General features: G+C 74.2%; 16 protein-coding genes and 2 tRNA genes. 6 read left to right on the forward strand and 12 right to left on the reverse strand.

What is annotated here, in order from left to right:
• Positions 1-100: 100 nt before the first annotated feature.
• From ACFWTC_RS10930 to pgsA, 3 genes are read right to left on the reverse strand one after another with little or no spacing between them, the layout of a single operon-like run.
• The gene (locus ACFWTC_RS10930; RefSeq protein ID WP_383923340.1) at positions 101-1,264 is read right to left on the reverse strand and encodes a glycosyltransferase family 4 protein; all 1,164 of its coding nucleotides are present in this window, start codon (positions 1,262-1,264) and stop codon (positions 101-103) included.
• Positions 1,264-2,166, reverse strand: a complete 903-nt coding sequence (locus ACFWTC_RS10935; protein WP_384028095.1) for a phosphatidylinositol mannoside acyltransferase — start codon at positions 2,164-2,166, stop codon at positions 1,264-1,266. Before ACFWTC_RS10935 ends, ACFWTC_RS10930 begins: the two co-directional genes overlap by 1 nt.
• Positions 2,166-2,834 (reverse strand): phosphatidylinositol phosphate synthase, encoded by a 669-nt coding sequence (gene pgsA, locus ACFWTC_RS10940; protein ID WP_383923345.1) that lies wholly within the window; start codon positions 2,832-2,834, stop codon positions 2,166-2,168. Before pgsA ends, ACFWTC_RS10935 begins: the two co-directional genes overlap by 1 nt.
• A 253-nt stretch (positions 2,835-3,087) precedes the next feature.
• On the opposite strand from pgsA, the gene ACFWTC_RS10945 reads away from it, so the two are divergent.
• The 3 genes from ACFWTC_RS10945 to ACFWTC_RS10955 all read left to right on the forward strand — a co-directional run bounded on the left by ACFWTC_RS10945 (position 3,088) and on the right by ACFWTC_RS10955 (position 7,636).
• Positions 3,088-5,301 (forward strand): elongation factor G-like protein EF-G2, encoded by a 2,214-nt coding sequence (locus ACFWTC_RS10945; protein ID WP_383923348.1) that lies wholly within the window; start codon positions 3,088-3,090, stop codon positions 5,299-5,301.
• Between the two features lie 130 nt (positions 5,302-5,431).
• Positions 5,432-7,099, forward strand: a complete 1,668-nt coding sequence (locus ACFWTC_RS10950) for a hypothetical protein (RefSeq protein WP_383923351.1) — start codon at positions 5,432-5,434, stop codon at positions 7,097-7,099.
• Between the two features lie 87 nt (positions 7,100-7,186).
• Complete coding sequence (locus ACFWTC_RS10955; RefSeq protein WP_383923354.1) at positions 7,187-7,636, forward strand: DUF1992 domain-containing protein; 450 nt, start codon at positions 7,187-7,189, stop codon at positions 7,634-7,636.
• Here ACFWTC_RS10955 and ACFWTC_RS10960 read toward each other — a convergent pair.
• The 5 genes from ACFWTC_RS10960 to ACFWTC_RS10980 all read right to left on the reverse strand — a co-directional run bounded on the left by ACFWTC_RS10960 (position 7,633) and on the right by ACFWTC_RS10980 (position 12,913).
• Positions 7,633-8,193 (reverse strand): HIT family protein, encoded by a 561-nt coding sequence (locus tag ACFWTC_RS10960; RefSeq protein WP_383923356.1) that lies wholly within the window; start codon positions 8,191-8,193, stop codon positions 7,633-7,635. The two genes, ACFWTC_RS10955 and ACFWTC_RS10960, sit on opposite strands and share 4 nt — an antisense overlap.
• Positions 8,194-8,296: 103 nt before the next feature.
• Positions 8,297-10,273 (reverse strand): threonine--tRNA ligase, encoded by a 1,977-nt coding sequence (thrS, locus tag ACFWTC_RS10965; protein WP_384028096.1) that lies wholly within the window; start codon positions 10,271-10,273, stop codon positions 8,297-8,299.
• A gap of 148 nt (positions 10,274-10,421) precedes the next feature.
• Complete coding sequence (locus ACFWTC_RS10970; protein WP_383923361.1) at positions 10,422-10,907, reverse strand: GNAT family N-acetyltransferase; 486 nt, start codon at positions 10,905-10,907, stop codon at positions 10,422-10,424.
• Between the two features lie 183 nt (positions 10,908-11,090).
• Entirely contained in the window at positions 11,091-12,311 is a 1,221-nt protein-coding gene (locus tag ACFWTC_RS10975) for a hypothetical protein (protein WP_383923364.1), read from the reverse strand.
• Positions 12,311-12,913, reverse strand: a complete 603-nt coding sequence (locus ACFWTC_RS10980; RefSeq protein ID WP_383923367.1) for a DUF4365 domain-containing protein — start codon at positions 12,911-12,913, stop codon at positions 12,311-12,313. Before ACFWTC_RS10980 ends, ACFWTC_RS10975 begins: the two co-directional genes overlap by 1 nt.
• A 220-nt stretch (positions 12,914-13,133) precedes the next feature.
• Here ACFWTC_RS10980 and ACFWTC_RS10985 point away from each other — a divergent pair, with 220 nt between their 5' ends.
• Complete coding sequence (locus ACFWTC_RS10985; protein WP_383923370.1) at positions 13,134-13,859, forward strand: 3'-5' exonuclease; 726 nt, start codon at positions 13,134-13,136, stop codon at positions 13,857-13,859.
• Positions 13,860-13,990: 131 nt separating this feature from the next.
• Here the strand turns inward: ACFWTC_RS10985 and ACFWTC_RS10990 are convergent.
• Positions 13,991-14,065 (reverse strand) — tRNA-Val (locus ACFWTC_RS10990).
• 38 nt (positions 14,066-14,103) lie between these two features.
• The gene (locus tag ACFWTC_RS10995; protein ID WP_383923373.1) at positions 14,104-14,592 is read right to left on the reverse strand and encodes an SRPBCC family protein; all 489 of its coding nucleotides are present in this window, start codon (positions 14,590-14,592) and stop codon (positions 14,104-14,106) included.
• Positions 14,593-14,716: 124 nt separating this feature from the next.
• Between ACFWTC_RS10995 and ACFWTC_RS11000 the strand changes: the two genes are divergently transcribed.
• Complete coding sequence (locus tag ACFWTC_RS11000) at positions 14,717-17,131, forward strand: SCO7613 C-terminal domain-containing membrane protein (RefSeq protein ID WP_384028097.1); 2,415 nt, start codon at positions 14,717-14,719, stop codon at positions 17,129-17,131.
• Between the two features lie 100 nt (positions 17,132-17,231).
• Here the strand turns inward: ACFWTC_RS11000 and ACFWTC_RS11005 are convergent.
• Both ACFWTC_RS11005 and ACFWTC_RS11010 read right to left on the reverse strand, forming a co-directional pair.
• Positions 17,232-17,303 (reverse strand) — tRNA-Val (locus ACFWTC_RS11005).
• 46 nt (positions 17,304-17,349) lie between these two features.
• On the reverse strand, positions 17,350-17,868 hold the full coding sequence (locus ACFWTC_RS11010; protein WP_384028098.1) for a TIGR02611 family protein: 519 nt from the start codon (positions 17,866-17,868) through the stop codon (positions 17,350-17,352).
• Between the two features lie 177 nt (positions 17,869-18,045).
• Between ACFWTC_RS11010 and ACFWTC_RS11015 the strand changes: the two genes are divergently transcribed.
• Positions 18,046-18,459 (forward strand): SsgA family sporulation/cell division regulator, encoded by a 414-nt coding sequence (locus ACFWTC_RS11015; protein WP_030011909.1) that lies wholly within the window; start codon positions 18,046-18,048, stop codon positions 18,457-18,459.
• Positions 18,460-18,520 lie beyond the last annotated feature (61 nt).

The following is an 18,520-nucleotide window of genomic DNA, read 5'->3' on the forward strand; positions in this document are numbered from 1 at the left end:
CGCCCCGGCCCCGGTCAGCCCCTGTGGGCAGGGCGGCGCTCCGGCGGGCCCGGCCGGGTCCGGCCGGGACCGCCGGGCCGCCGGGCCGCCGCCGACGCGGTCAGGCGTCCCGGGTGAGGCCGAGCCGGGTGCGGAGGGGGACGCGTTCGTCCTCGGCCACCGCCGCCGCGCCGTCGGTCACCGTCTCGTAGACGGCCAGGATGTCGGCGGCGACCGTGGACCAGTCGAAGCGGCGCACGTGCGCCGAGCCGCGGTCGCTGAGCTCGGCACGCCGGGCCGGGTCCCGCAGGAGGGCGATCGCGCCGGCCGCGAGGGCGTCGGCGTTCTCGTTGGCGAAGAGGTCTCCCGCCCCGCCCTGGTCCAGGACCTGCGCGAAGGCGTCGAGGTCCGAGGCCAGTACCGCCGCGCCCGCCGACAGGGCCTCGACGAGGATGATGCCGAAGCTCTCGCCGCCGGTGTTGGGGGCGACGTACACGTCCACGCTGCGCAGCAGCCGCGCCTTGTCCTCGTCCGAGACCATGCCGAGGAACTGCACCCGCGCCCGCAGGTCCGCGGGCAGGGAGGCGACCGCCTCCTCCTCGTCGCCGCGGCCGGCGACCAGCAGCCTTACGTCCGGGCAGGCCTCCACGATCTTCGGGAAAGCCGCCATCAGCACCGGCAGGCCCTTGCGGGGCTCGTCGATGCGGCCGATGAAGCCGAGCGTCTGCCCGCCCCACTCCGCCTTGGGCTCGGCCTTGGCGAAGAAGTCCACGTCGACCCCGTTCGGGATCACCACCGCGTCGCCGCCCAGGTGCTCCACGAGGGTGCGCCGCGCGTACTCGCTCACCGCGATCCGGGCGCTGATCTTCTCCAGCGCGGGCTGCAGGATCGGGTACGCGGCGATCATCGCCCGCGAGCGGGGGTTCGAGGTGTGGAAGGTGGCCACGATGGGGCCCTGCGCCGCCCAGCAGGCCAGCAGTCCCAGGGAGGGCGAGGCGGGCTCGTGGATGTGGAGGACGTCGAAGAACCCGTCGTGCAGCCAGCGGCGCACGCGGGCCGCCGAGAGGAAGCCGAAGTTCAGCCGGGCCACCGACCCGTTGTACGGCACCGGCACCGCCCGTCCCGCCGGGACCACGTACGGCGGCAGCGGGGTCTCGTCGTCGGCCGGGGCCAGCACCGACACCTCGTGGCCGAGGCCGATCAGGTGCTCCGCCAGGTCGCGGATGTGGAACTGGACGCCGCCCGGCACGTCCCACGAGTACGGACACACGATGCCGATCTTCACTACGGGCGCTCCTCCAGGTCGTCGAGCCACAGGCGCTGGAGCATGTGCCAGTCCTGCGGGTGCTCCGCGATGCCCCGCGCGAAGACGTCCGCGAGCGCCTGCGTCACGGCGCTGGTCTTCTCGGTCCGGGTACCCGCCTTCGGCACCTCCACCTCGGGGTGGATGCGGCCGTACAGCTGGGGCGCGTCCCCGTAGTACAGGGTGGCGGGGAGCAGCGCCGCGCCCGTGTGCTGGGCGAGCAGCGCCGGGCCGGCCGGCATGCGCGCCGTGGCGCCGAAGAAGTCCACCTCGACGCCGGACGCGGACAGGTCGCGGTCGGCGACGAGGCAGACGAGGCCGCCGGAGCGGAGCCGGCGGGCGAGGGTGCCGAAGGCGGCGCCGCCGTTGTGGGGCAGGACCTCCATGCCGAGGCTCTCCCGGTAGGCCACGAAGCGGTCGTAGAGGGACTCGGGCTTGAGCCGCTCGGCGACCGTGGTGAGCGGCACGCCGATGTGGCCGGTGGCCCAGGCCCCGGCGAGGTCCCAGTTGGCCAGGTGCGGCAGGGCGACGATGACCCCGCGGCCGGAGGCGAGGGCCTCGCGCAGGATGTGGTCGTCCTTCATCTGCACGTCGGTGCCGAACCGCTTCGGATCCATGGTGGGCAGCCGGAACGATTCCATCCAGTACCGCATGTAGGAGCGCATGCCGGCCTTGGACAGCTCGCGCAGCCGCTCCGGTCCGGCGTCCGGCACCACCCGGGCCAGGTTGGACTCCAGTCGCAGCACGCTCTTGCCGCGGCGCTTCCACGCGAAGTCCGCGATCCGGCGGCCGAGGGCGACCGCGGCCGGCTCGGGCAGCTTCTTGACGCCGGCCCAGCCGAGCCCGTACAGCCCGTCGACCAGCTTGTCCTGTGCGGTGCCCATCAGGCGGCGCCCCCTTCGGCGGCGGCCGCGGCGGCGGCGTCGGCCTCGGCGGCCTCGCGGCGTACGGTGACCACCCGCTGGATCAGGGTGACGAGGGAGCCGGCGGCGACGATCCACAGCGCGACCGGGAGCAGGACCCCGATCCACGAGGGGACGCCGAAGATCTGCAGGCCGGAGAGGCCGGCGGCGACCAGTGAGATCACCAGCCGCTCGGCGCGCTCGATGAGGCCGTTGACGGCGACCGGAAGCCCGATCGACTCGCCGCGGGCCTTGGTGTACGAGACCACCTGGCCGCTGGCGAGGCAGAAGATCGCGACGGCGCAGAGCGCGTTGTCGTTCCCGGAGCCCGCGTACCAGAGCGCGAGCCCGCCGAAGATCGCCGCGTCCGCGACCCGGTCGAGGGTGGAGTCGAGGAAGGCGCCCCACCGGCTGGAGACGCCGGCCTGGCGGGCCATGTTCCCGTCCACCAGGTCGGAGAAGACGAAGAGGGTGATGGTGATCGTGCCCCAGAAGAACTCGCCCCGGGGGTAGAAGACCAGCGCTCCCGCCGCCACTCCGGCCGTGCCGATCAGGGTGACCGCGTCCGGACTCACCCCCCGCCGGAGCAGAAATGCGGCGAATGGCGTGAGAACACGCGTGAAGAATGCACGCGCGTACTTGTTCAGCATGGCCTTCCCGGAGGGTCGCTGGGCCGCACGGCCACCACGGCCACCGGCTGGCCCATCGTAGCCAGCACGCCGCCTCCCGGACGCCGCGCACCCACCGGTTCGGGCCGCGGGGGCCGCACTTCATCCCTCCGCCGCCTCCCGGAGCGCCACCGGTACGTCCCCGGTACGACGTATGGACGCGGTGTGACACCGGTGCAAAGCTCGAAGGACCCCGTTTACCTCCTCACCGTCACCCTCGGGAGGCACGAGCACCATGGGAGCCACATCACACCAATCCGGAGCCGCCGGCAGGGCACTGACGGCCGACCGCCCCTCGTCCGTACGGAACGTCGTGCTGGTCGGCCACAGCGGGTCGGGGAAGACCACCCTCGTCGAGGCCCTGGCCCTGACCGCCGGAGCCGTGAACCGGGCCGGCCGGGTCGAGGACGGCGCCACCGTCTCCGACTACGACGAGATCGAGCACCGGCGCCGGCGCTCCGTCCAGCTGTCCCTCGTCCCGGTCGCCTGGGACGGAATCAAGATCAACATCCTGGACACCCCGGGATACGCCGACTTCGTCGGAGAGCTCAGGGCCGGTCTGCGCGCCGCGGACGCGGCCCTCTTCGTCGTCTCGGCCGCGGACGGCGCCGAGGGCCTGTCCGGGGCCACCCGCGCGGTCTGGGACGAGTGCGCGGCCGTCGGGATGCCCCGCGCCATCGTCGTCACGCACCTGGAGGCGGCCCGCGCCGACTACGACCGGATGGCGTCCGTCTGCGGCGACGCCTTCGGCGCCGACGACCCCGACGCCGTCATCCCGCTCTACCTGCCCCTGTACGGCCCCGCCGGGCCCGACGGGCACGCCCCGGTCACCGGCCTCCTCGGCCTGCTGTCGCAGCGCGCGTACGACTACGCCTCCGGTGAGCGCGCCGAGCGCGACCCGGACCCGGCCGAGCAGGCCCTCATCGACGCGGCCCGCTCCCGCCTGATCGAGGGGATCATCGCCGAGAGCGAGGACGAGGGCCTCATGGACCGCTACCTCGGCGGCGAGGACATCGGCCTCGGGACCCTCGTCGGCGACCTGGAGCGCGCCGTCGCCCGCGGCACCTTCCACCCCGTCCTGATGGCCGCCCCCGCCGCCGACGGCGCCCGCCAGGGCCTGGGCACCGTGGAACTCCTCGAACTCGTGACCGGCGGCTTCCCCACGCCGCTGGAGCGCGCCGCCCTGACCGTGACCGCGCCCGACGGCGCCGCCCGCCCCGACGTCACCTGCGATCCCGACGGCCCCCTCGTCGCCGAGGTCGTCAAGACCTCCTCCGACCCGTACGTCGGCCGTGTGTCCCTCGTCCGCGTCTTCTCCGGCACCCTGCGCCCCGAGGCGACCGTCCACGTCTCCGGCCACGGACTCGCCGACCGCGGCCACGAGGACCACGACCTCCAGGAGCGGATCGGCACCCTGACCTCCCCCTTCGGCAAGCAGCAGCGGGGGCTGGACCGGTGCATCGCCGGCGACCTCGCCTGCGTGGCCAAGCTGACCCGCGCCGAGACCGGCGACACCCTGTCCGCCAAGGAGCGCCCGCTCCTCATGGAGCCCTGGCCCATGCCCGACCCGCTGCTCCCCCTCGCCGTCGAGGCCCACAGCAAGGCCGACGAGGACAAGCTCTCCCAGGGCCTGGCGCGCCTGGTCGCCGAGGACCCCACCCTGCGGCTGGAGCAGAACCCCCACACCCGCCAGCTCGTCCTGTGGTGCCTCGGCGAGGCCCACCAGGAGGTCACCCTGGAGCGGCTGCGCACCCGGTACGGCGTCCAGGTCGACCCGGTCCCGCACAAGGTCAGCCTGCGCGAGACCTTCGGCGCGAAGGCCGCCGGGCGCGGCCGGCACGTGAAGCAGTCCGGCGGCCACGGCCAGTTCGCGATCTGCGAGATCGAGGTGGAGCCGCTCCCGCCCGGCAGCGGCGTCGAGTTCGTCGACCGGGTGGTCGGCGGCTCCGTGCCCCGGCAGTTCATCCCGTCCGTGGAGAAGGGCGTACGCGCCCAGGCCGCCCGGGGGGTCGTCGCCGGCCACCCGCTGGTCGACGTGCGCGTCACCCTCCTCGACGGCAAGGCGCACTCGGTGGACTCCTCCGACGCCGCCTTCCAGACCGCCGGCGCGCTCGCCCTGCGCGAGGCGGCGGCCGGGGCCCGCATCGACCTCCTCGAACCGGTCGCGGAGCTCTCCGTCCTCGTGCCGGACGAGTACGTCGGCCCGGTCATGAGCGACCTCGCGGGCCGCCGCGGCCGCGTCGTCGGCACCGAGCAGGCCGGCCCCGGGCGCACCCGCGTGCGCGCCGAGGTCCCGGAGATCGAGATCGGCCGCTACGCCGTCGAGCTGCGCTCCGTCTCGCACGGCACCGGCGGCTTCGCCCGGGCCTACGTGCGCCACGAACCCGTGCCGTCCCACATCGCGGACAAGGTGCGCGAACAGACCGATACGAGCCGCCAGTTGAGCTAGTCACCGAACGGCCGCCCAGCCAACCCGCTTGCGGCGGGCGGCATTTCCCTGTCCCATGACCACGGGGCGAGATCCGCCGATAAGCTCGTCGGCGCACCAAAAGGCACGACGCACAGCGATGGGGGCAGCGGTGGCGGACGACGGATTCGACTTCAGGCCCGGGGCGCAGATTCCCCTCCAGGGGGGCGGCGGGCAGACGGCGGCGACCAACGCCCTGGCCTCCGCGGCGTACCGGGACGGCGCGAAGGACACCGGGCTCGCCCTCATACTCGGCGCCAACAGCGAGCACCACGCGTCCACGGTCAAACCCCCGAAGATCTCCCTCTTCGAGCCCAGCCTCGGCGAGGCCTTCTGCCGGGCCGTCGAGGCGCGCACCCTCGGCGCCGGCCGCAAGCCGCTGATCCAGTCCTTCGGCGCCGATCCGCAGACCGTCGTCGAGCACTGCCTGGCCGCGTCCCGGATCCGCAAGGAGCGCGACCGCAAGCTCCGCCTGATCATGCTGGTCTGCGGCGTGCTGTTCCTGCCCGGCCTGCTGCTGTGGCTGGGCCTCTTCCAGCTCCGCAGGTCGCTGGCGTCCGGCGACGGCAAGCGCGCCTCCTGGATCGGCACCCTCCTGCTCGTCGGGGTGGCCGTCCTGGTGGCCGTGCTGATGTTCCGGCTGCCGTTCACCGGGTTCCTCGGCCTGTACCTGCGCGCCATGATCATCGCCCCGGCCCTGGGCTGGCTGCTCGCCCGCCGGATCTGCGAGGCGACCGCCGCCGACCTGCGCTCGCGCTGGGACGGGCTGCTGGGCGGCGGCGGCGTCGCCGCCAAGATCCCCGAGGCGGTACCCGGCAACCCGGACGAGAAGGCCCGCGAGGACCTCCGGCACCAGCTGGCCAAGCTGACCGCCGAGGACCGCAGCAACTCGGTCTTCTACGCGGGCTCCAAGGGCATCCTGGGCATGGGCGTCCGGTGGGGCAACTGGCAGATGGCCGAGGAGCTCGCGCCCAAGGAGGGCGTCGCCGAGATCCACCCGTTCCGCAGCTGGGACGTCATACGCGCGATCGACGCCCAGCTCCGCAAGCTGGAGCGCGGCCCCCTGCACACCGGCGGGTTCCCGCCCGCCGCCATCCAGCACTGGATCGTGACGCCGGTCGGCGAGGGCGCCGACGAGGTGGCCCGCCCCACCGGCGAGAACGTCGACACCTTCCTGATCAAGCCGCACGAGATCACCCGGATCTGCAACGAGCAGCAGTTCAACGCGGGCAACCGGCACTACCTCGGCATCCAGTACCCGCTCTGGGACGGCCAGCTCGTCATCACCATGCTGGTGACCGTCACCGTGCTGTACAAGACGCTCCGCGTGGACGTTACGGCGCACGCCCTGGGCCCCGTGAACGGTCTGTTCACCACGAAGTCCAAGGCCCCGACGGTGGAGGTGCCCAAGAGCATCCGCTTCTGGGAGACCACGGAGCGCTCGCTCCCGCTGGTCGACGCCACCGAGGTGGTGCGCCTCGCCGTTCGCGCCCCGCTCACGTGGTACCCGCCGATCCTGGACTACCTCGGCGGCAAGCTGGTCCTGCCCGAGCCCTTCGGCGTCCGCCACGTGTGGGCCGGCTCGATGTGGCGCCACCGGTTCATGGCGGACGACGCCCTGCGCACCGTGGCCCCGGTCCTGCGGTCCGTGCACGCCGCGACCTTCAAGGTCCTGGAGGAGAACGGCGTCGACACCGAGCGTTTCACCAACCGCTCCTCGATCATGAGCGGCATGATCCAGGAACCGTCACCGCGCAAGGCGGACGCGTACGACGGCTAGCGGCTCCTCCCCCGGCCGTGCCGGTCGGCCCCCCGGTTACGCTGAAGGGGCAGTCCAGGGCATCCGTACGCACCGGAGGAGCGACCCGTGACCGAGCGCAAACCGCCTGGCGTCGGCTTCGAGACGTTCGTGGACCGGCAGATCCGGGAGGCCGCCGCCCGCGGGGACTTCGAGGACCTTCCCGGCTACGGGAAGCCGCTCGCCTCGCTCGACGCCCCGTACGACGAGCTGTGGTGGATCAAGGGGAAGCTGCACCGCGAGGGGTTCGCCGTCCTGCCCCCGGCCCTCGCCCTCCGCAAGGAGGCCGAGGACGCCCTGGAGAAGGCCCTGGCGGCCCGCTCCGAACGCCAGGTACGGGCCACCCTCACCGAGGTCAACGAGAAGATCCGGGCGGCCCTGCGCATGCCGCCGCCGGGACCTCCGCTCAACGTGGCGGAGTTCGACGTGGAAGCCGTGCTGCGCACCTGGCGCGAGCGCCGGGGCCAGGACCCCGGCCGGGCCGGTGGCCCGGGAAGGTCCGGCGCCGGACCGTCCTAGTCGACGGGCCAGGCGTCGGCCAGCATCTGGCGGGTGTCCGCGAGGAGTTGGGGCAGCACCTTGGTGTGGCCCACCACCGGCATGAAGTTGGTGTCGCCGCCCCAGCGGGGCACGATGTGCTGGTGCAGGTGCGCGGCGATGCCCGCCCCCGCGGCCGCGCCCTGGTTCATGCCGATGTTGAAGCCGTGCGCCCCGGACGCCTTGCGCAGCGCGGCCATCGCCCGCTTCGTGAGGGCGGCCAGCTCCGCCGTCTCCGGCCCGTCCAGCTCGGTGTAGTCGGCGACGTGCCGGTACGGGACGACCATCAGGTGGCCCCCGTTGTACGGGTAGAGGTTGAGCACCGCGTAGACGTGCCGGCCCCGCGCCACGACCAGGCCGTCCTGGTCCGACATCTCCGGGATCCCGCAGAAGGGACAGCCGTCCCCGGCCTCCGGGCCGGTCGGCTTGTTCTCCCCCTGGATGTAGGCCATCCGGTGGGGCGTCCACAGACGCTGGAACGCGTCCTGCGTGCCCACACCGATCTGCTGCTCCGGCTCAATCGTCATGGGATGCAGCATATGACCTTGCCCGAGCGGACGAGGAAGGCCCCCGGGAAAGCGATCGCTCCCCCGGGGGCCCGCCGTGCGCGCCGTGCGCGGATCAGACGCGGACGCGGTCCGCTCAGACCTGGACGCGGTCCGCGACGACCTTGGCCAGCTTGGCCAGGGCCTCGTCCTTCGCGATGCCGTTCTCCTGCGAACCGTCGCGGTAGCGGAAGGAGACGGTGCCCGCGGCCATGTCCTCGTCACCGACGATGACCATGAACGGGACCTTGAGCTTCTGGTGGTTGCGGATCTTCTTCTGCATGCGGTCGGAGGAGGCGTCCACCTCGACCCGCAGCCCCTGCTTCTTCGCCTCGGCGGCGAACTCCTGCAGGTACTCCACGTGCCCGTCGCCGATCGGGATGCCGACCGCCTGGACCGGGGCCAGCCACGGCGGCATGGCGCCCGCGTAGTGCTCCAGCAGTACGGCGAAGAACCGCTCGATCGAGCCGAACAGCGCGCGGTGGATCATGACCGGGCGCTGGCGCGATCCGTCCGGCGCGGTGTACTCCAGGTTGAAGCGCTCCGGGAGGTTGAAGTCGAGCTGGACGGTCGACATCTGCCAGGTGCGGCCGATGGCGTCACGGCACTGGACGGAGATCTTCGGGCCGTAGAACGCGGCGCCGCCCGGGTCCGGGACCAGGGGCAGGCCCTGCTTCTCGGCGACCGACTGAAGGACGGCGGTGGCCTCCTCCCAGGCCTCGTCCGAGCCGACGAACTTCTCCGGGTCCTTGGTGGAGAGCTCCAGGTAGAAGTCGGTCAGGCCGTAGTCGCGGAGCAGGTTCAGCACGAAGGTGAGCGTGCGGTCGAGCTCCTCGGCCATCTGCTCGCGGGTGCAGTAGATGTGTGCGTCGTCCTGGGTGAAGCCCCGGGCGCGGGTCAGGCCGTGCACGACGCCCGACTTCTCGTACCGGTACACGGTGCCGAACTCGAAGAGGCGCAGCGGCAGTTCGCGGTAGGAGCGGCCGCGCGCGTCGAAGATCAGGTTGTGCATCGGGCAGTTCATGGGCTTGAGGTAGTAGTCGGTACCACCGTCGAGCTGCATGGGGGGGTACATGCCCTCCGCGTACCAGTCCAGGTGGCCGCTCTTCTCGAAGAGGGCGCCCTTGGTGGCGTGCGGGGTGTAGACGAACTCGTAGCCCTCCTCCTCGTGCCGGCGGCGCGAGTAGTCCTCCATGGTCCGGCGGATGACGCCGCCGCGCGGGTGGAAGACGGCGAGGCCGGAGCCGATCTCGTCCGGGACGGAGAAGAGGTCGAGCTCGCTGCCGAGCTTGCGGTGGTCGCGCTTCTCGGCCTCGGCGAGGAAGTCGAGGTGCGCCTTCAGCTCCTCCTTCGACGGCCACGCGGTGCCGTAGATGCGCTGGAGCATCGGGTTCTTCTCGCTGCCGCGCCAGTAGGCGGCGGCGTTGCGCATGAGCTTGAAGGCCGGGATGGTGCGGGTGGTGGGCAGGTGGGGACCCCGGCAGAGGTCCTTCCAGCACAGCTCGCCGGTCTTCGCGTCGAGGTTGTCGTAGATGGTCAGCTCGCCGGCGCCCACCTCGACGTTCGCGCCGTCGTCGGTCGACGCGGAGCCCTTGATGCCGATGAGCTCCAGCTTGTACGGCTCGTCGGCGAGCTCCTCGCGGGCGGCCTCGTCGGTGACCACGCGGCGGGCGAACTTCTGCCCGCGCTTCTGGATCTCCTGCATCTTCTTCTCGATGACCTTGAGGTCCTCGGGGGTGAAGGGCCTGGCCACGTCGAAGTCGTAGTAGAAGCCGTCCCGGACCGGCGGGCCGATGCCCAGCTTGGCCTCGGGGAAGAGCTCCTGCACGGCCTGGGCCATGACGTGGGCGGCCGAGTGGCGCAGGATGTTCAGGCCGTCCTCGGAGGAGATCTCCACCGGCTCGACGGTCTCGCCGTCCTTCACCTCGTACGCGAGGTCCTTCAGCTCACCGGCGATGCGGGCGGCGACGATGGTGCGCTCGCCGGCGAAGAGCTCCGCCGCCGTAGTGCCCGTGGCCACCACGCGCTCGTCCCGCTCGGAATCGCGTTGGATGATCACACGGACGTCTGACACCGGTCTCTCCTGACTCAGGGGGTGCGCGAGCGAACACTGCGCGCCTGAATCGTACCGAGCGGAGGGGCGGCGCCCCTAAACGGTTATCGGCGGGGCACGCCCGCGGTCACCGGACGGCCCGGACCGGACCGGCCCGCGGACGGGCGGCTCAGCTCCGGGCCGGCGTCGGCGGCCGGCCGAACGACGCCATGCGCAGCCCCGGGGCGGGTGAGAAGTCCGGGCCGCGGAGGAAGCCGAGGCGCTCGTACAGGGTCACCGCGGGGGCGTTCTCGGCACCCGTGGTCACCTCGACGCGGCGGTCCGGGAAGAGCTCCGCCAGTACGTGGCGCAGCAGCAGGGAGGCGATGCCCCGGCGGAACCAGGCCGGGTCCACGCAGAGCCGGTCGACGCCGACGACGCCGTCCGGTTCCTCCTCCCAGGCGAGGAAACCGGCGAGCACGCCCTCGCCGGACACCGCGCCGAGCCACCGCAGCGGCCGCGCCCGCATCTCGTCGAGGCTCTCGTGCAGGGCGGGGATGCCGTCGAACCCGATCAGCCCGGCCTCCACCGCGTACGCCGCCCGGCCGATCCGGTGCACGGCCCCCGCCGTGGCCTCGTCGGCCAGGTCCAGCGGGCGGATGAGCGGGCTCGGCATGCGGGATCCTCGGGGTCGCGGGCGGGAGTGCCCAGGCTACGCGCGGCCGCGGGCGGCCGGGCCCCCGCCGGCCCCCGCGCCCCGGGCCGGCGTACGGGGCGCGGGTCCGGGGCGCGGGCCGTGCCCGGTGCCCGGCGGAGCCGGGGACCGCTGCACCGCGACGGCCCCCCGCCCGGCGGACGCCTACGCGTCCCCCGGCAGCACGTCCGGCGCGTCGAACGCCGCGTCCAGCGATTTCATCAGCCGGTCCCGTTCGACCTCGTCCAGCGGCACCGGCACGACCTCCGCCGCGTCCGTCAGCCGCCGGAAGCCGCCCCGCTGCTGGAGCCGTCCGCCGACCCTGACCGGCAGCCCCGCCAGGTGGGCGTGGACCGCCACCCCGTACGCCTCCGCGTCGAGCGCCACCCGTACGTACGGGACGTCCGCCCCGGCGAGGACCCGCAGCCGTACGGTGCCCCCGCCCCCGGGGGCCGAGCGCCGCATCCGCACGACGGCGCCGGTGACGCTGACCCGGACGGCCGGTTCGTCCCGGGTGTAGCGGGCGGCGGCCTCGCGCAGGACGGGGAGGTCGCCGGGCGAGAACTCCACCGGTTCCGGCCGCGCCGCGCACCCGGCCGGCACCCCGGCCGCCGGTGCCCAGGCGAGCGCGATCCGGGCCCCCTCGGTGCCCCGGACCAGCGCGATCAGCGCGTCGGCGAGCTCCCGGCTGACCCCGGCCGCCACGGCCGCGTCGAAGGCCTCCATGCCGCCGGTGGCCCGCCGGTAGTCCACGGCCTCGCGGGTCGCGTGCAGGGCGTGGTGGAGCCGGGTCACCAGGCCCCGCCCGCCGTCCACGGGAACGTACGCGGTGAGCCGCCGGGCGCCGGGCGCGGGGCCCACCAGGACCCCGTCCAGGGCCCGTTCGGCCTTCGCGCGGTGCCGGGCGCCGTAGTAGCCGGCCCGCGCCCGGTCCGCCAGGGCCCCGGCCAGCAGGAGCCGGCGGGCGGCCGAGCGGAGCTGTTCCTGCGCCGTCCACGCGGCCTCGGACGGGAACCCGTACGGGCCGGGCGGGATCTCCCGGTCCCAGCGGACCTCGTCGCTCGGCACGCTCAGCCCGCAGAGCACCTCCCGCGCGGACGGCACCGCGCTGCGCGAGAGCGCGGTGAGCGCCTCCTCCAGCAGGTCGCCGCAGTCGGGGAAGGCCCGGCTCTCCGGGACGAGGAGGCTGGCGCCGGGACCGCCCGCGGGCGGGGTCCAGCGCCCGTAGCGGCCGGCGGCCCCGCCCCGGCGCAGCCAGCCGTGGCGGCGCAGCAGGGCGCCGAGGACGACGGGGTCGACCTTGGCGGGGTCGGGTGCGGCGGGGTGCGCGAGGTCCGCGTACGGCGTGGACGGCAGCGGTTCGAGGTTCGGCGAGTGCCGGTGCATCAAGGTGTCCCTCCCGACCCGACCCGGGTCATGATCTCGCACAGCGCCCGGTCGTCGAAGATCCGCGTGGTCGGGATCCGCACGGTGGTCCGGCGCCGGCCGGTCACGGGGTGCCCGGCGAGATTGGTCCAGTAGCAGCAGTGCCTCAGGTCGAGCCGGTCGTGCCCGGCGGCGAGCCACTGGTCGCGCTCCCGCGGGACGAGCATCACGACGAGGATCTTGTGGACGGCGACCGGGGTGCGGGCCAGCTTCACCAGGTGCTCGTTGTCGAGGGTGAAGGAGAACGTGGGTCCGGCCGGTCTGGGCGGTATCTGGTAGGTCGCCTTCAACTGCACCTTGACGGTGACCTCGTCGTCGACGACGTGCTCGGGGGCGCCGTGGCTGACGTGCCAGTCGATGCCGTTGTCCGGGAAGGGCTGGGAGAGCGAGCAGCCGGCCGCCGCGGCGACGGCGTGCAGGTATCCCACCTGAAGGGTCTCCATGCAGGCGGTGGTGGCGAGTGTGCCGCGCAGCGGTCCGGTCCGCGGCTCCCCCGGCGTGCCGGTCCGCGCATCGATCTGCCCCGCCAGCACCCCGCTCTGTTCGGGCTGTGCGAGCGCCATGGCCGGTCCCCATGCCTTCCGGCTCCGCAGTGGGTGGTGGGTGGAGTGACGACCGGTCATGTGCACGGTCCCCCACGGTTGTTGTCTCCGCAGCCGGGTCCCCGCAAACGGCGTACGGGGCAAACAGCCCGGGTATCACCGAAGCGGGCAAGGGTGGCGCGCTCGGAGGCGGAGGCGCCCGGGGGCGCCCCATCTGCCGACCGGGGACGAGGAGTTCGCCATGACACGCTGGTACGAGGGCCCGCTGGCCTCATTCGACACCGAGACGACCGGAGTGGACGTCGAGCAGGACCGGATCGTGTCCGCCGCGCTCGTCGTGCAGGAGTGTGCGGGGGGCCGGGTGCGCTCCACCCGCTGGCTGGTCAACCCCGGCGTCCCGGTTCCCGCAGGCGCCACGGAGGTGCACGGGCTCACCGACGAGCACCTGCAGCGGCACGGGCGCTGGCCCGCGCCGGTGGTGGAGGAGATAGCCCGCGCGCTCGGGGAGCAGCAGGTGGCGGGCCGGCCGGTGGTGGTGATGAACGCGCCGTTCGATCTGACGCTGCTGGACCGGGAGTTGCGCCGGCACCGGGCGTCCTCGCTGTCGCGGTACCTGGACAACCGGCCGCTGACGGTGCTGGATCCGCGGGTGCTGGACAAGCACCTGGACCGGTACCGCAAGGGCCGCCGGACGCTGACCGACCTGTGCGCGCACTACGGGATCGAGCTGGAGGGCGCGCACGACGCGGCGGCGGACGCGATGGCGTCCCTGGAGCTCGTGCGGGCGGTGGGCCGCCGGTTCGCGGGGCGGCTGGAGCGGCTGAGCCCGGCGGAGCTGCACACGCTCCAGCAGGTGTGGCACGCGGCGCAGGCGCGCGGCCTCCAGGCCTGGTTCGCGCGGCAGGGCACGCCGGAGTCCGTCGATCCGCACTGGCCGCTGCGGCCGGACCTGTCCACGGCGGCGTAGCGGGCGGCCCGTACCGGGCCGCGAACGCCGAAAGGTCCCTCCCCCGACCGGGGAAGGGACCTGCGGCTTACTCCATCAAGGTCCTGCCGGGGGGCCTGGGTTCAGCCCCGCTGTCAAAGCCAGGTCCTGCATGGTGGGCGATACTGGGATCGAACCAGTGACCCCTTCGGTGTGAACGAAGTGCTCTCCCGCTGAGCTAATCGCCCGGGAACGGACTGAACAATACAGAAGGCCCGGGGCTCGTTCAAACCGCTTCCGGGGACGCCGCCAGCCGGGCCGCCAGACCGCGCTGCCCGGCCCGCATCATCAGCGCGTGGTTGAGCTGGAACACTGGCCGCCCCGGCAGCGCGAGCCGCCGCATCAGCGGCCGGCGCACCTCGACCTCCTGCTCGTACAGCGCGCGGCTGCGCCCGCCGCCGACCGCGCCCCGCGCCCGTACGGTCCACCGCGCCCAGCCCTCGATGTCGCCGCGCAGCGCCACCTCCAGGACGCCACGGCCGGGATCGCGGAGCAGCTCGGTGGCCGTGACGTGCAGCGCGTAGGGCAGGACGGAGCGGACCAGCGCGGTGCCGGTGCGGTCGTCGACCGGCTGGACCCGGCGTATCTGCGGCCACCAGGCCGGGTACTCGCCGGGCTGTTCCAGCACGGCGTAGACGCGTGCGGGCGCGGCGTCGAGGTCCCACACGCTGCGGAAGCGGTAGCGGCTCCAGCGGTCCCAGCTGTTCAGGTCCATGGGCGCAGTCTGGCCCGCTGCGCCCCCCGTTGTCCGGGTTTTCCCGGTACCGGGGTGGTACTCAGGCGCATCTGAGTACCCCCGCCCATGTGCTGACGGCGTGACCGGCACCACACTGCGAATCATGAACACGTCACTGCCGCCGGCCGAAGAGCTGGCGCTCATCGACCGCGAGCTGGTCCGACTCGACGCCCGGCGCCTCTACTTGCTGAGCCGCAGGGACTGGCTGCTGCGCCTGCTGTACGCGGCTCCGCCGACCGGTGCGCCCGGCTGGGGACCGGCTTCCGGCCGGGCTCCGGCGGCGCGCTCGGCGGGCACTTCGGGCACCTCGGCGGCGAAGGACGCCTCGGCGCCGAGCGCGCAGAACGTGCTGCTGACCCTGGGCGCGGTGCTGCTGGCGGTGGCCGCGCTGGCCTTCACGCTGGTCAGCTGGGGGTCCCTGGGGATCACCGGCCGGTCGGCGGCGCTGGCGGTGGTGACGGCGGCGGCCCTGGCCGCGCCGGTCCTCCTGCTGCGCCGGGGGCTGCGCTCGACGGCGGAGTCGGTGGCCGCGCTGGGGCTGCTGCTGACGGTGCTGGACGCGTACGCGCTGTACGCGGTGGCCGCGGCGGACCTCGACGGCACCGCGTACGCGGCGGGGGCCGCCGCGACGCTGGCGGCGCTCTGGGCCGGGTACGGGTCGGGCCTGGCGCGCGGAGCTCTGCCCGGGCTGCGCCTCCCGCTGCCGGCGGCGGTCCTGGCGGCGCAGCTGCCGCTCCCGCTGGCCGCGCTGGCCTCGGACGGGGGTCCGGTGCGGTTCGGCTGGGCGCTGCTGGTGACGGCGGCAGTGGACGCGGCCGCCGCCCTGCGGTTCCGGTCGGCGGCGGGCACGCCGTCGGCTCCGGCGGCGGTCCTGGCCGCAACCCTGGGCGCGGTCCTCGGTGCGGGGGCGCTGCTGCTGGGCACGGCCGCGTCCTGGTCGGCGGCTTCGCCCGGCGGGGCGTTGGCCCCGGCGGCGCTGCTGCTGGCGGGAGCGGCCCTCGGCGCGGCGGCGGCCTGGCGGGAGCCGCGGGCGGCGGCGGCCGCGGCGGCCGGCGGGGTCGCCTGGGCGGTGGCGGTCGGCGGGGTGGCGCGTCCGGCCCTGGACACGGGCTGGGCGGTCGCGGCGCACCTGCCGGCGGCGCTGGCGCTGGTGGCGTGCGTACGCGTCGGCGGGCTGCCGGCGGCGGTCCGGCGCGGGGCGGCCTGGGCCGGGGCCGGGGTGATCGCCCTCGGGGCGCTGTGGGCCGGGGCGGCGGCGGTTTCGGCGCTGGCGGTTCCGCTCGCGGTGCTGGACGAGGTGTGGTCGGGCACGACGCCCGGCTGGAGCCCGTACGCGCCGGGGGCCTCGGCCCCGGTGGTCCTGCTGGTGGCGGCGGGGGCGGCGTGGTGGCTGTCCCGCACGCTCTCGCGGCCGGAGCCGGCGGTTGCGGCGGTGGTCGCGGCCTGGGCGGGGCTGTTCGCGGCGCCGGTGCTGCTCGGGTTCCCGGCGGCGGGGGTGTTCGCGGTGCAGCTTGCGGTGACGGGGGCCGCCGGGTGCCTGGCCCTGCGCGCATCGGCTCGTGGCACCTCGATCGCGGCGGGCGCGTGCGCGCTGGGCGGGGCCGTGAGCGTGTCCCTGGGCGCGCTGGACGGCCGCGCGGCCACCTTCGCGGTCTGGGGCCTGCTGGGCGCGGGCTGCGCCGCCGCAGCGGCGTACGGGCGCGCTCCGCGGTGGGCCCGGTCGACAGCGGCCGGGTGCGCGGTCGGGTACGCCGCGGGACTGCTGGTGGCGGCGGCCGCGGCCACCGGCCTGGCGGTGGCCTGGTGGGGCCTGCCGGTGCTCGCGGTCCCCGCGGCGGTGGCCGCGCTCGGGCCGCGCCTGGGCCCCGTACGGATCCCCGCGGAGGCGGCGGCGGGGGCGGCCGGACTGCTCGCGGTGGCCCTGGCGGCCCCGCGGCCCGGGACGCTGGCGCTGGTCCTGGCGCTGGCCGGGGTGGTCTGCGCCGGCGCGGCGGTGCGGCCGGAGCGGCGCGCGCTGGGCTGGGCTGCGGTCGCGCTGTTCGCGGCGGCGACCTGGGTCCGGCTGGCCTCGGACGGGGTCACGGCCCCGGAGGCGTACACCCTGCCGGTGACGCTGCCCGCGCTCGCGGTGGGGTTCCTGCGGCGCCGCAAGGACCCGGAGGCCTCGTCCTGGACGGCGTACGGCCCGGGCCTGGCGGCGACGCTGCTGCCGAGCCTGCTGGCGGCCTGGGCGGACGCGGACTGGCAGCGCCCGCTGCTGCTCGGGCTGGCCGCCCTGGCCCTGACCCTGGCGGGCGCCCGCCGGGGACTGCAGGCCCCGCTGCTGCTCGGCGGCGCCGTCCTGGCGGCGGTGGCCCTGCACGAGCTGGCGCCGTACGTGGCGCAGGTCACGGGCGCCCTGCCGCGCTGGCTCCCGCCGGCGCTGGCGGGCCTGCTGCTGCTGGCGGTGGGGGCCACGTACGAGAGGCGGCTGGCGGACGCCCGGCGCCTGCGCGAGGCGATCGGCCGCCTGCGCTGACGGCGGGCGGCGGGGGGTCGGTCGGCGCGGGAGGGGGCGGAGGACCCGGGGAACGCCAGAGGCCCGGAGACTGTGAAAGTCTCCGGGCCTCTGGTCCGGGTGGGCGATACTGGGTTCGAACCAGTGACCCCTTCGGTGTGAACGAAGTGCTCTCCCACTGAGCTAATCGCCCGGACGCACCGCAAACATTACCGCATGTCAGCGGTGCTCCCCGACCATCACTGGTCCTTGATGTCCCAGGGCAGCACGAGCCCGTACTTCCACAGGTAGAAGCCGACGAGCGCGCCCGCGATGACGAGGCCCGCGCTGGTCAGGATGATGTTGCGGCGGCGGACTTTGGGGTCGAGCGCCTTCTGGGCGGCCTCGGTGACCTTGCGCTTGGTCCAGCGCAGGACGAGGTGGGCCCAGGCGAACTCGGTGGCCCAGATCGCCAGCCCCGCGAAGATCGCCACCCAGCCGGGGCCGGGCAGGACGAGCATGGCGACGCCCGCGCCGATGACGGCGAGGCCGACGACGAAGACGCCGACCTGCCAGCTCAGGTGCAGGCTGCGCCGGGCCTTGATGAAGGCGGGCGCCTTGGAGACGTGCGGCGCCTCCTCGGCCGCGGCCTCCCCGGTCGGCGCGTCCGGCGCGGTCGGCCCGGTCGGCCCGGTCGGCGCGGTCGGCCCGGTCGGCGCGGATCCCGCTGCGGCCCCTGCGGCGGACTCGTTGGTCTCGCGGTCACTCCCCGTATTCATGGCATCGAATCTACCCGAGCCGGATGCACACGTGAATGCGGGTTTGGATCCGCCGTACGAGGGACCCAGAGGTCCGCAAAACGGTCAGAGGGGTTTACAACGGCACCGTAGGTGGCATGTCGATTTCGCCGACGTGCGAATCCCCGAGCGCACACTGAGCGAAAGGCCCTGGCGCTTATGAACACCACGGTCAGCTGCGAGCTGCACCTGCGCCTCGTTGTGTCGAGCGAGTCCTCACTGCCTGTTCCCGCGGGCCTGCGGTATGACACGGCCGACCCCTACGCCGTGCACGCCACCTTCCACACCGGCGCCGAGGAGACGGTCGAATGGGTATTCGCCCGCGACCTCCTCGCGGAGGGCCTCCACCGGCCCACCGGTACCGGCGACGTCCGCGTCTGGCCGTCCCGCAGCCACGGTCAGGGCGTCGTCTGCATCGCCCTGAGCTCACCGGAGGGAGAAGCACTGCTCGAAGCACCCGCCCGAGCACTCGAGTCGTTCCTCAAGCGGACGGACGCCGCGGTTCCGCCAGGAACCGAACACCGGCACTTCGACCTCGACAAGGAGCTCTCCCACATCCTGGCCGAAAGCTGAGCCAGGCCTGCAACCGCCCGACACCGTCCGACTCGGGGCGACGGTGTGGGCCGGACAACCA

The organism is Streptomyces sp. NPDC058619, from assembly GCF_042717785.1.
Lineage (GTDB): Bacteria > Actinomycetota > Actinomycetes > Streptomycetales > Streptomycetaceae > Streptomyces.

What these genes read in the sequence shown, in the direction of transcription:
- ACFWTC_RS10935 (WP_384028095.1), bottom strand. Translation starts at nt 2,166, where the DNA reads ATGGGCACCGCACAGGACAAGCTGGTCGACGGGCTGTACGGGCTCGGC.
- pgsA (WP_383923345.1), bottom strand. Translation starts at nt 2,834, where the DNA reads ATGCTGAACAAGTACGCGCGTGCATTCTTCACGCGTGTTCTCACGCCA.
- ACFWTC_RS10945 (WP_383923348.1), top strand. Translation starts at nt 3,088, where the DNA reads ATGGGAGCCACATCACACCAATCCGGAGCCGCCGGCAGGGCACTGACG.
- ACFWTC_RS10960 (WP_383923356.1), bottom strand. Translation starts at nt 8,193, where the DNA reads ATGCTGCATCCCATGACGATTGAGCCGGAGCAGCAGATCGGTGTGGGC.
- ACFWTC_RS10970 (WP_383923361.1), bottom strand. Translation starts at nt 10,907, where the DNA reads ATGCCGAGCCCGCTCATCCGCCCGCTGGACCTGGCCGACGAGGCCACG.
- ACFWTC_RS10975 (WP_383923364.1), bottom strand. Translation starts at nt 12,311, where the DNA reads ATGCACCGGCACTCGCCGAACCTCGAACCGCTGCCGTCCACGCCGTAC.
- ACFWTC_RS10980 (WP_383923367.1), bottom strand. Translation starts at nt 12,913, where the DNA reads ATGGCGCTCGCACAGCCCGAACAGAGCGGGGTGCTGGCGGGGCAGATC.
- ACFWTC_RS10985 (WP_383923370.1), top strand. Translation starts at nt 13,134, where the DNA reads ATGACACGCTGGTACGAGGGCCCGCTGGCCTCATTCGACACCGAGACG.
- ACFWTC_RS10995 (WP_383923373.1), bottom strand. Translation starts at nt 14,592, where the DNA reads ATGGACCTGAACAGCTGGGACCGCTGGAGCCGCTACCGCTTCCGCAGC.
- ACFWTC_RS11000 (WP_384028097.1), top strand. Translation starts at nt 14,717, where the DNA reads ATGAACACGTCACTGCCGCCGGCCGAAGAGCTGGCGCTCATCGACCGC.
- ACFWTC_RS11010 (WP_384028098.1), bottom strand. Translation starts at nt 17,868, where the DNA reads ATGAATACGGGGAGTGACCGCGAGACCAACGAGTCCGCCGCAGGGGCC.
- ACFWTC_RS11015 (WP_030011909.1), top strand. Translation starts at nt 18,046, where the DNA reads ATGAACACCACGGTCAGCTGCGAGCTGCACCTGCGCCTCGTTGTGTCG.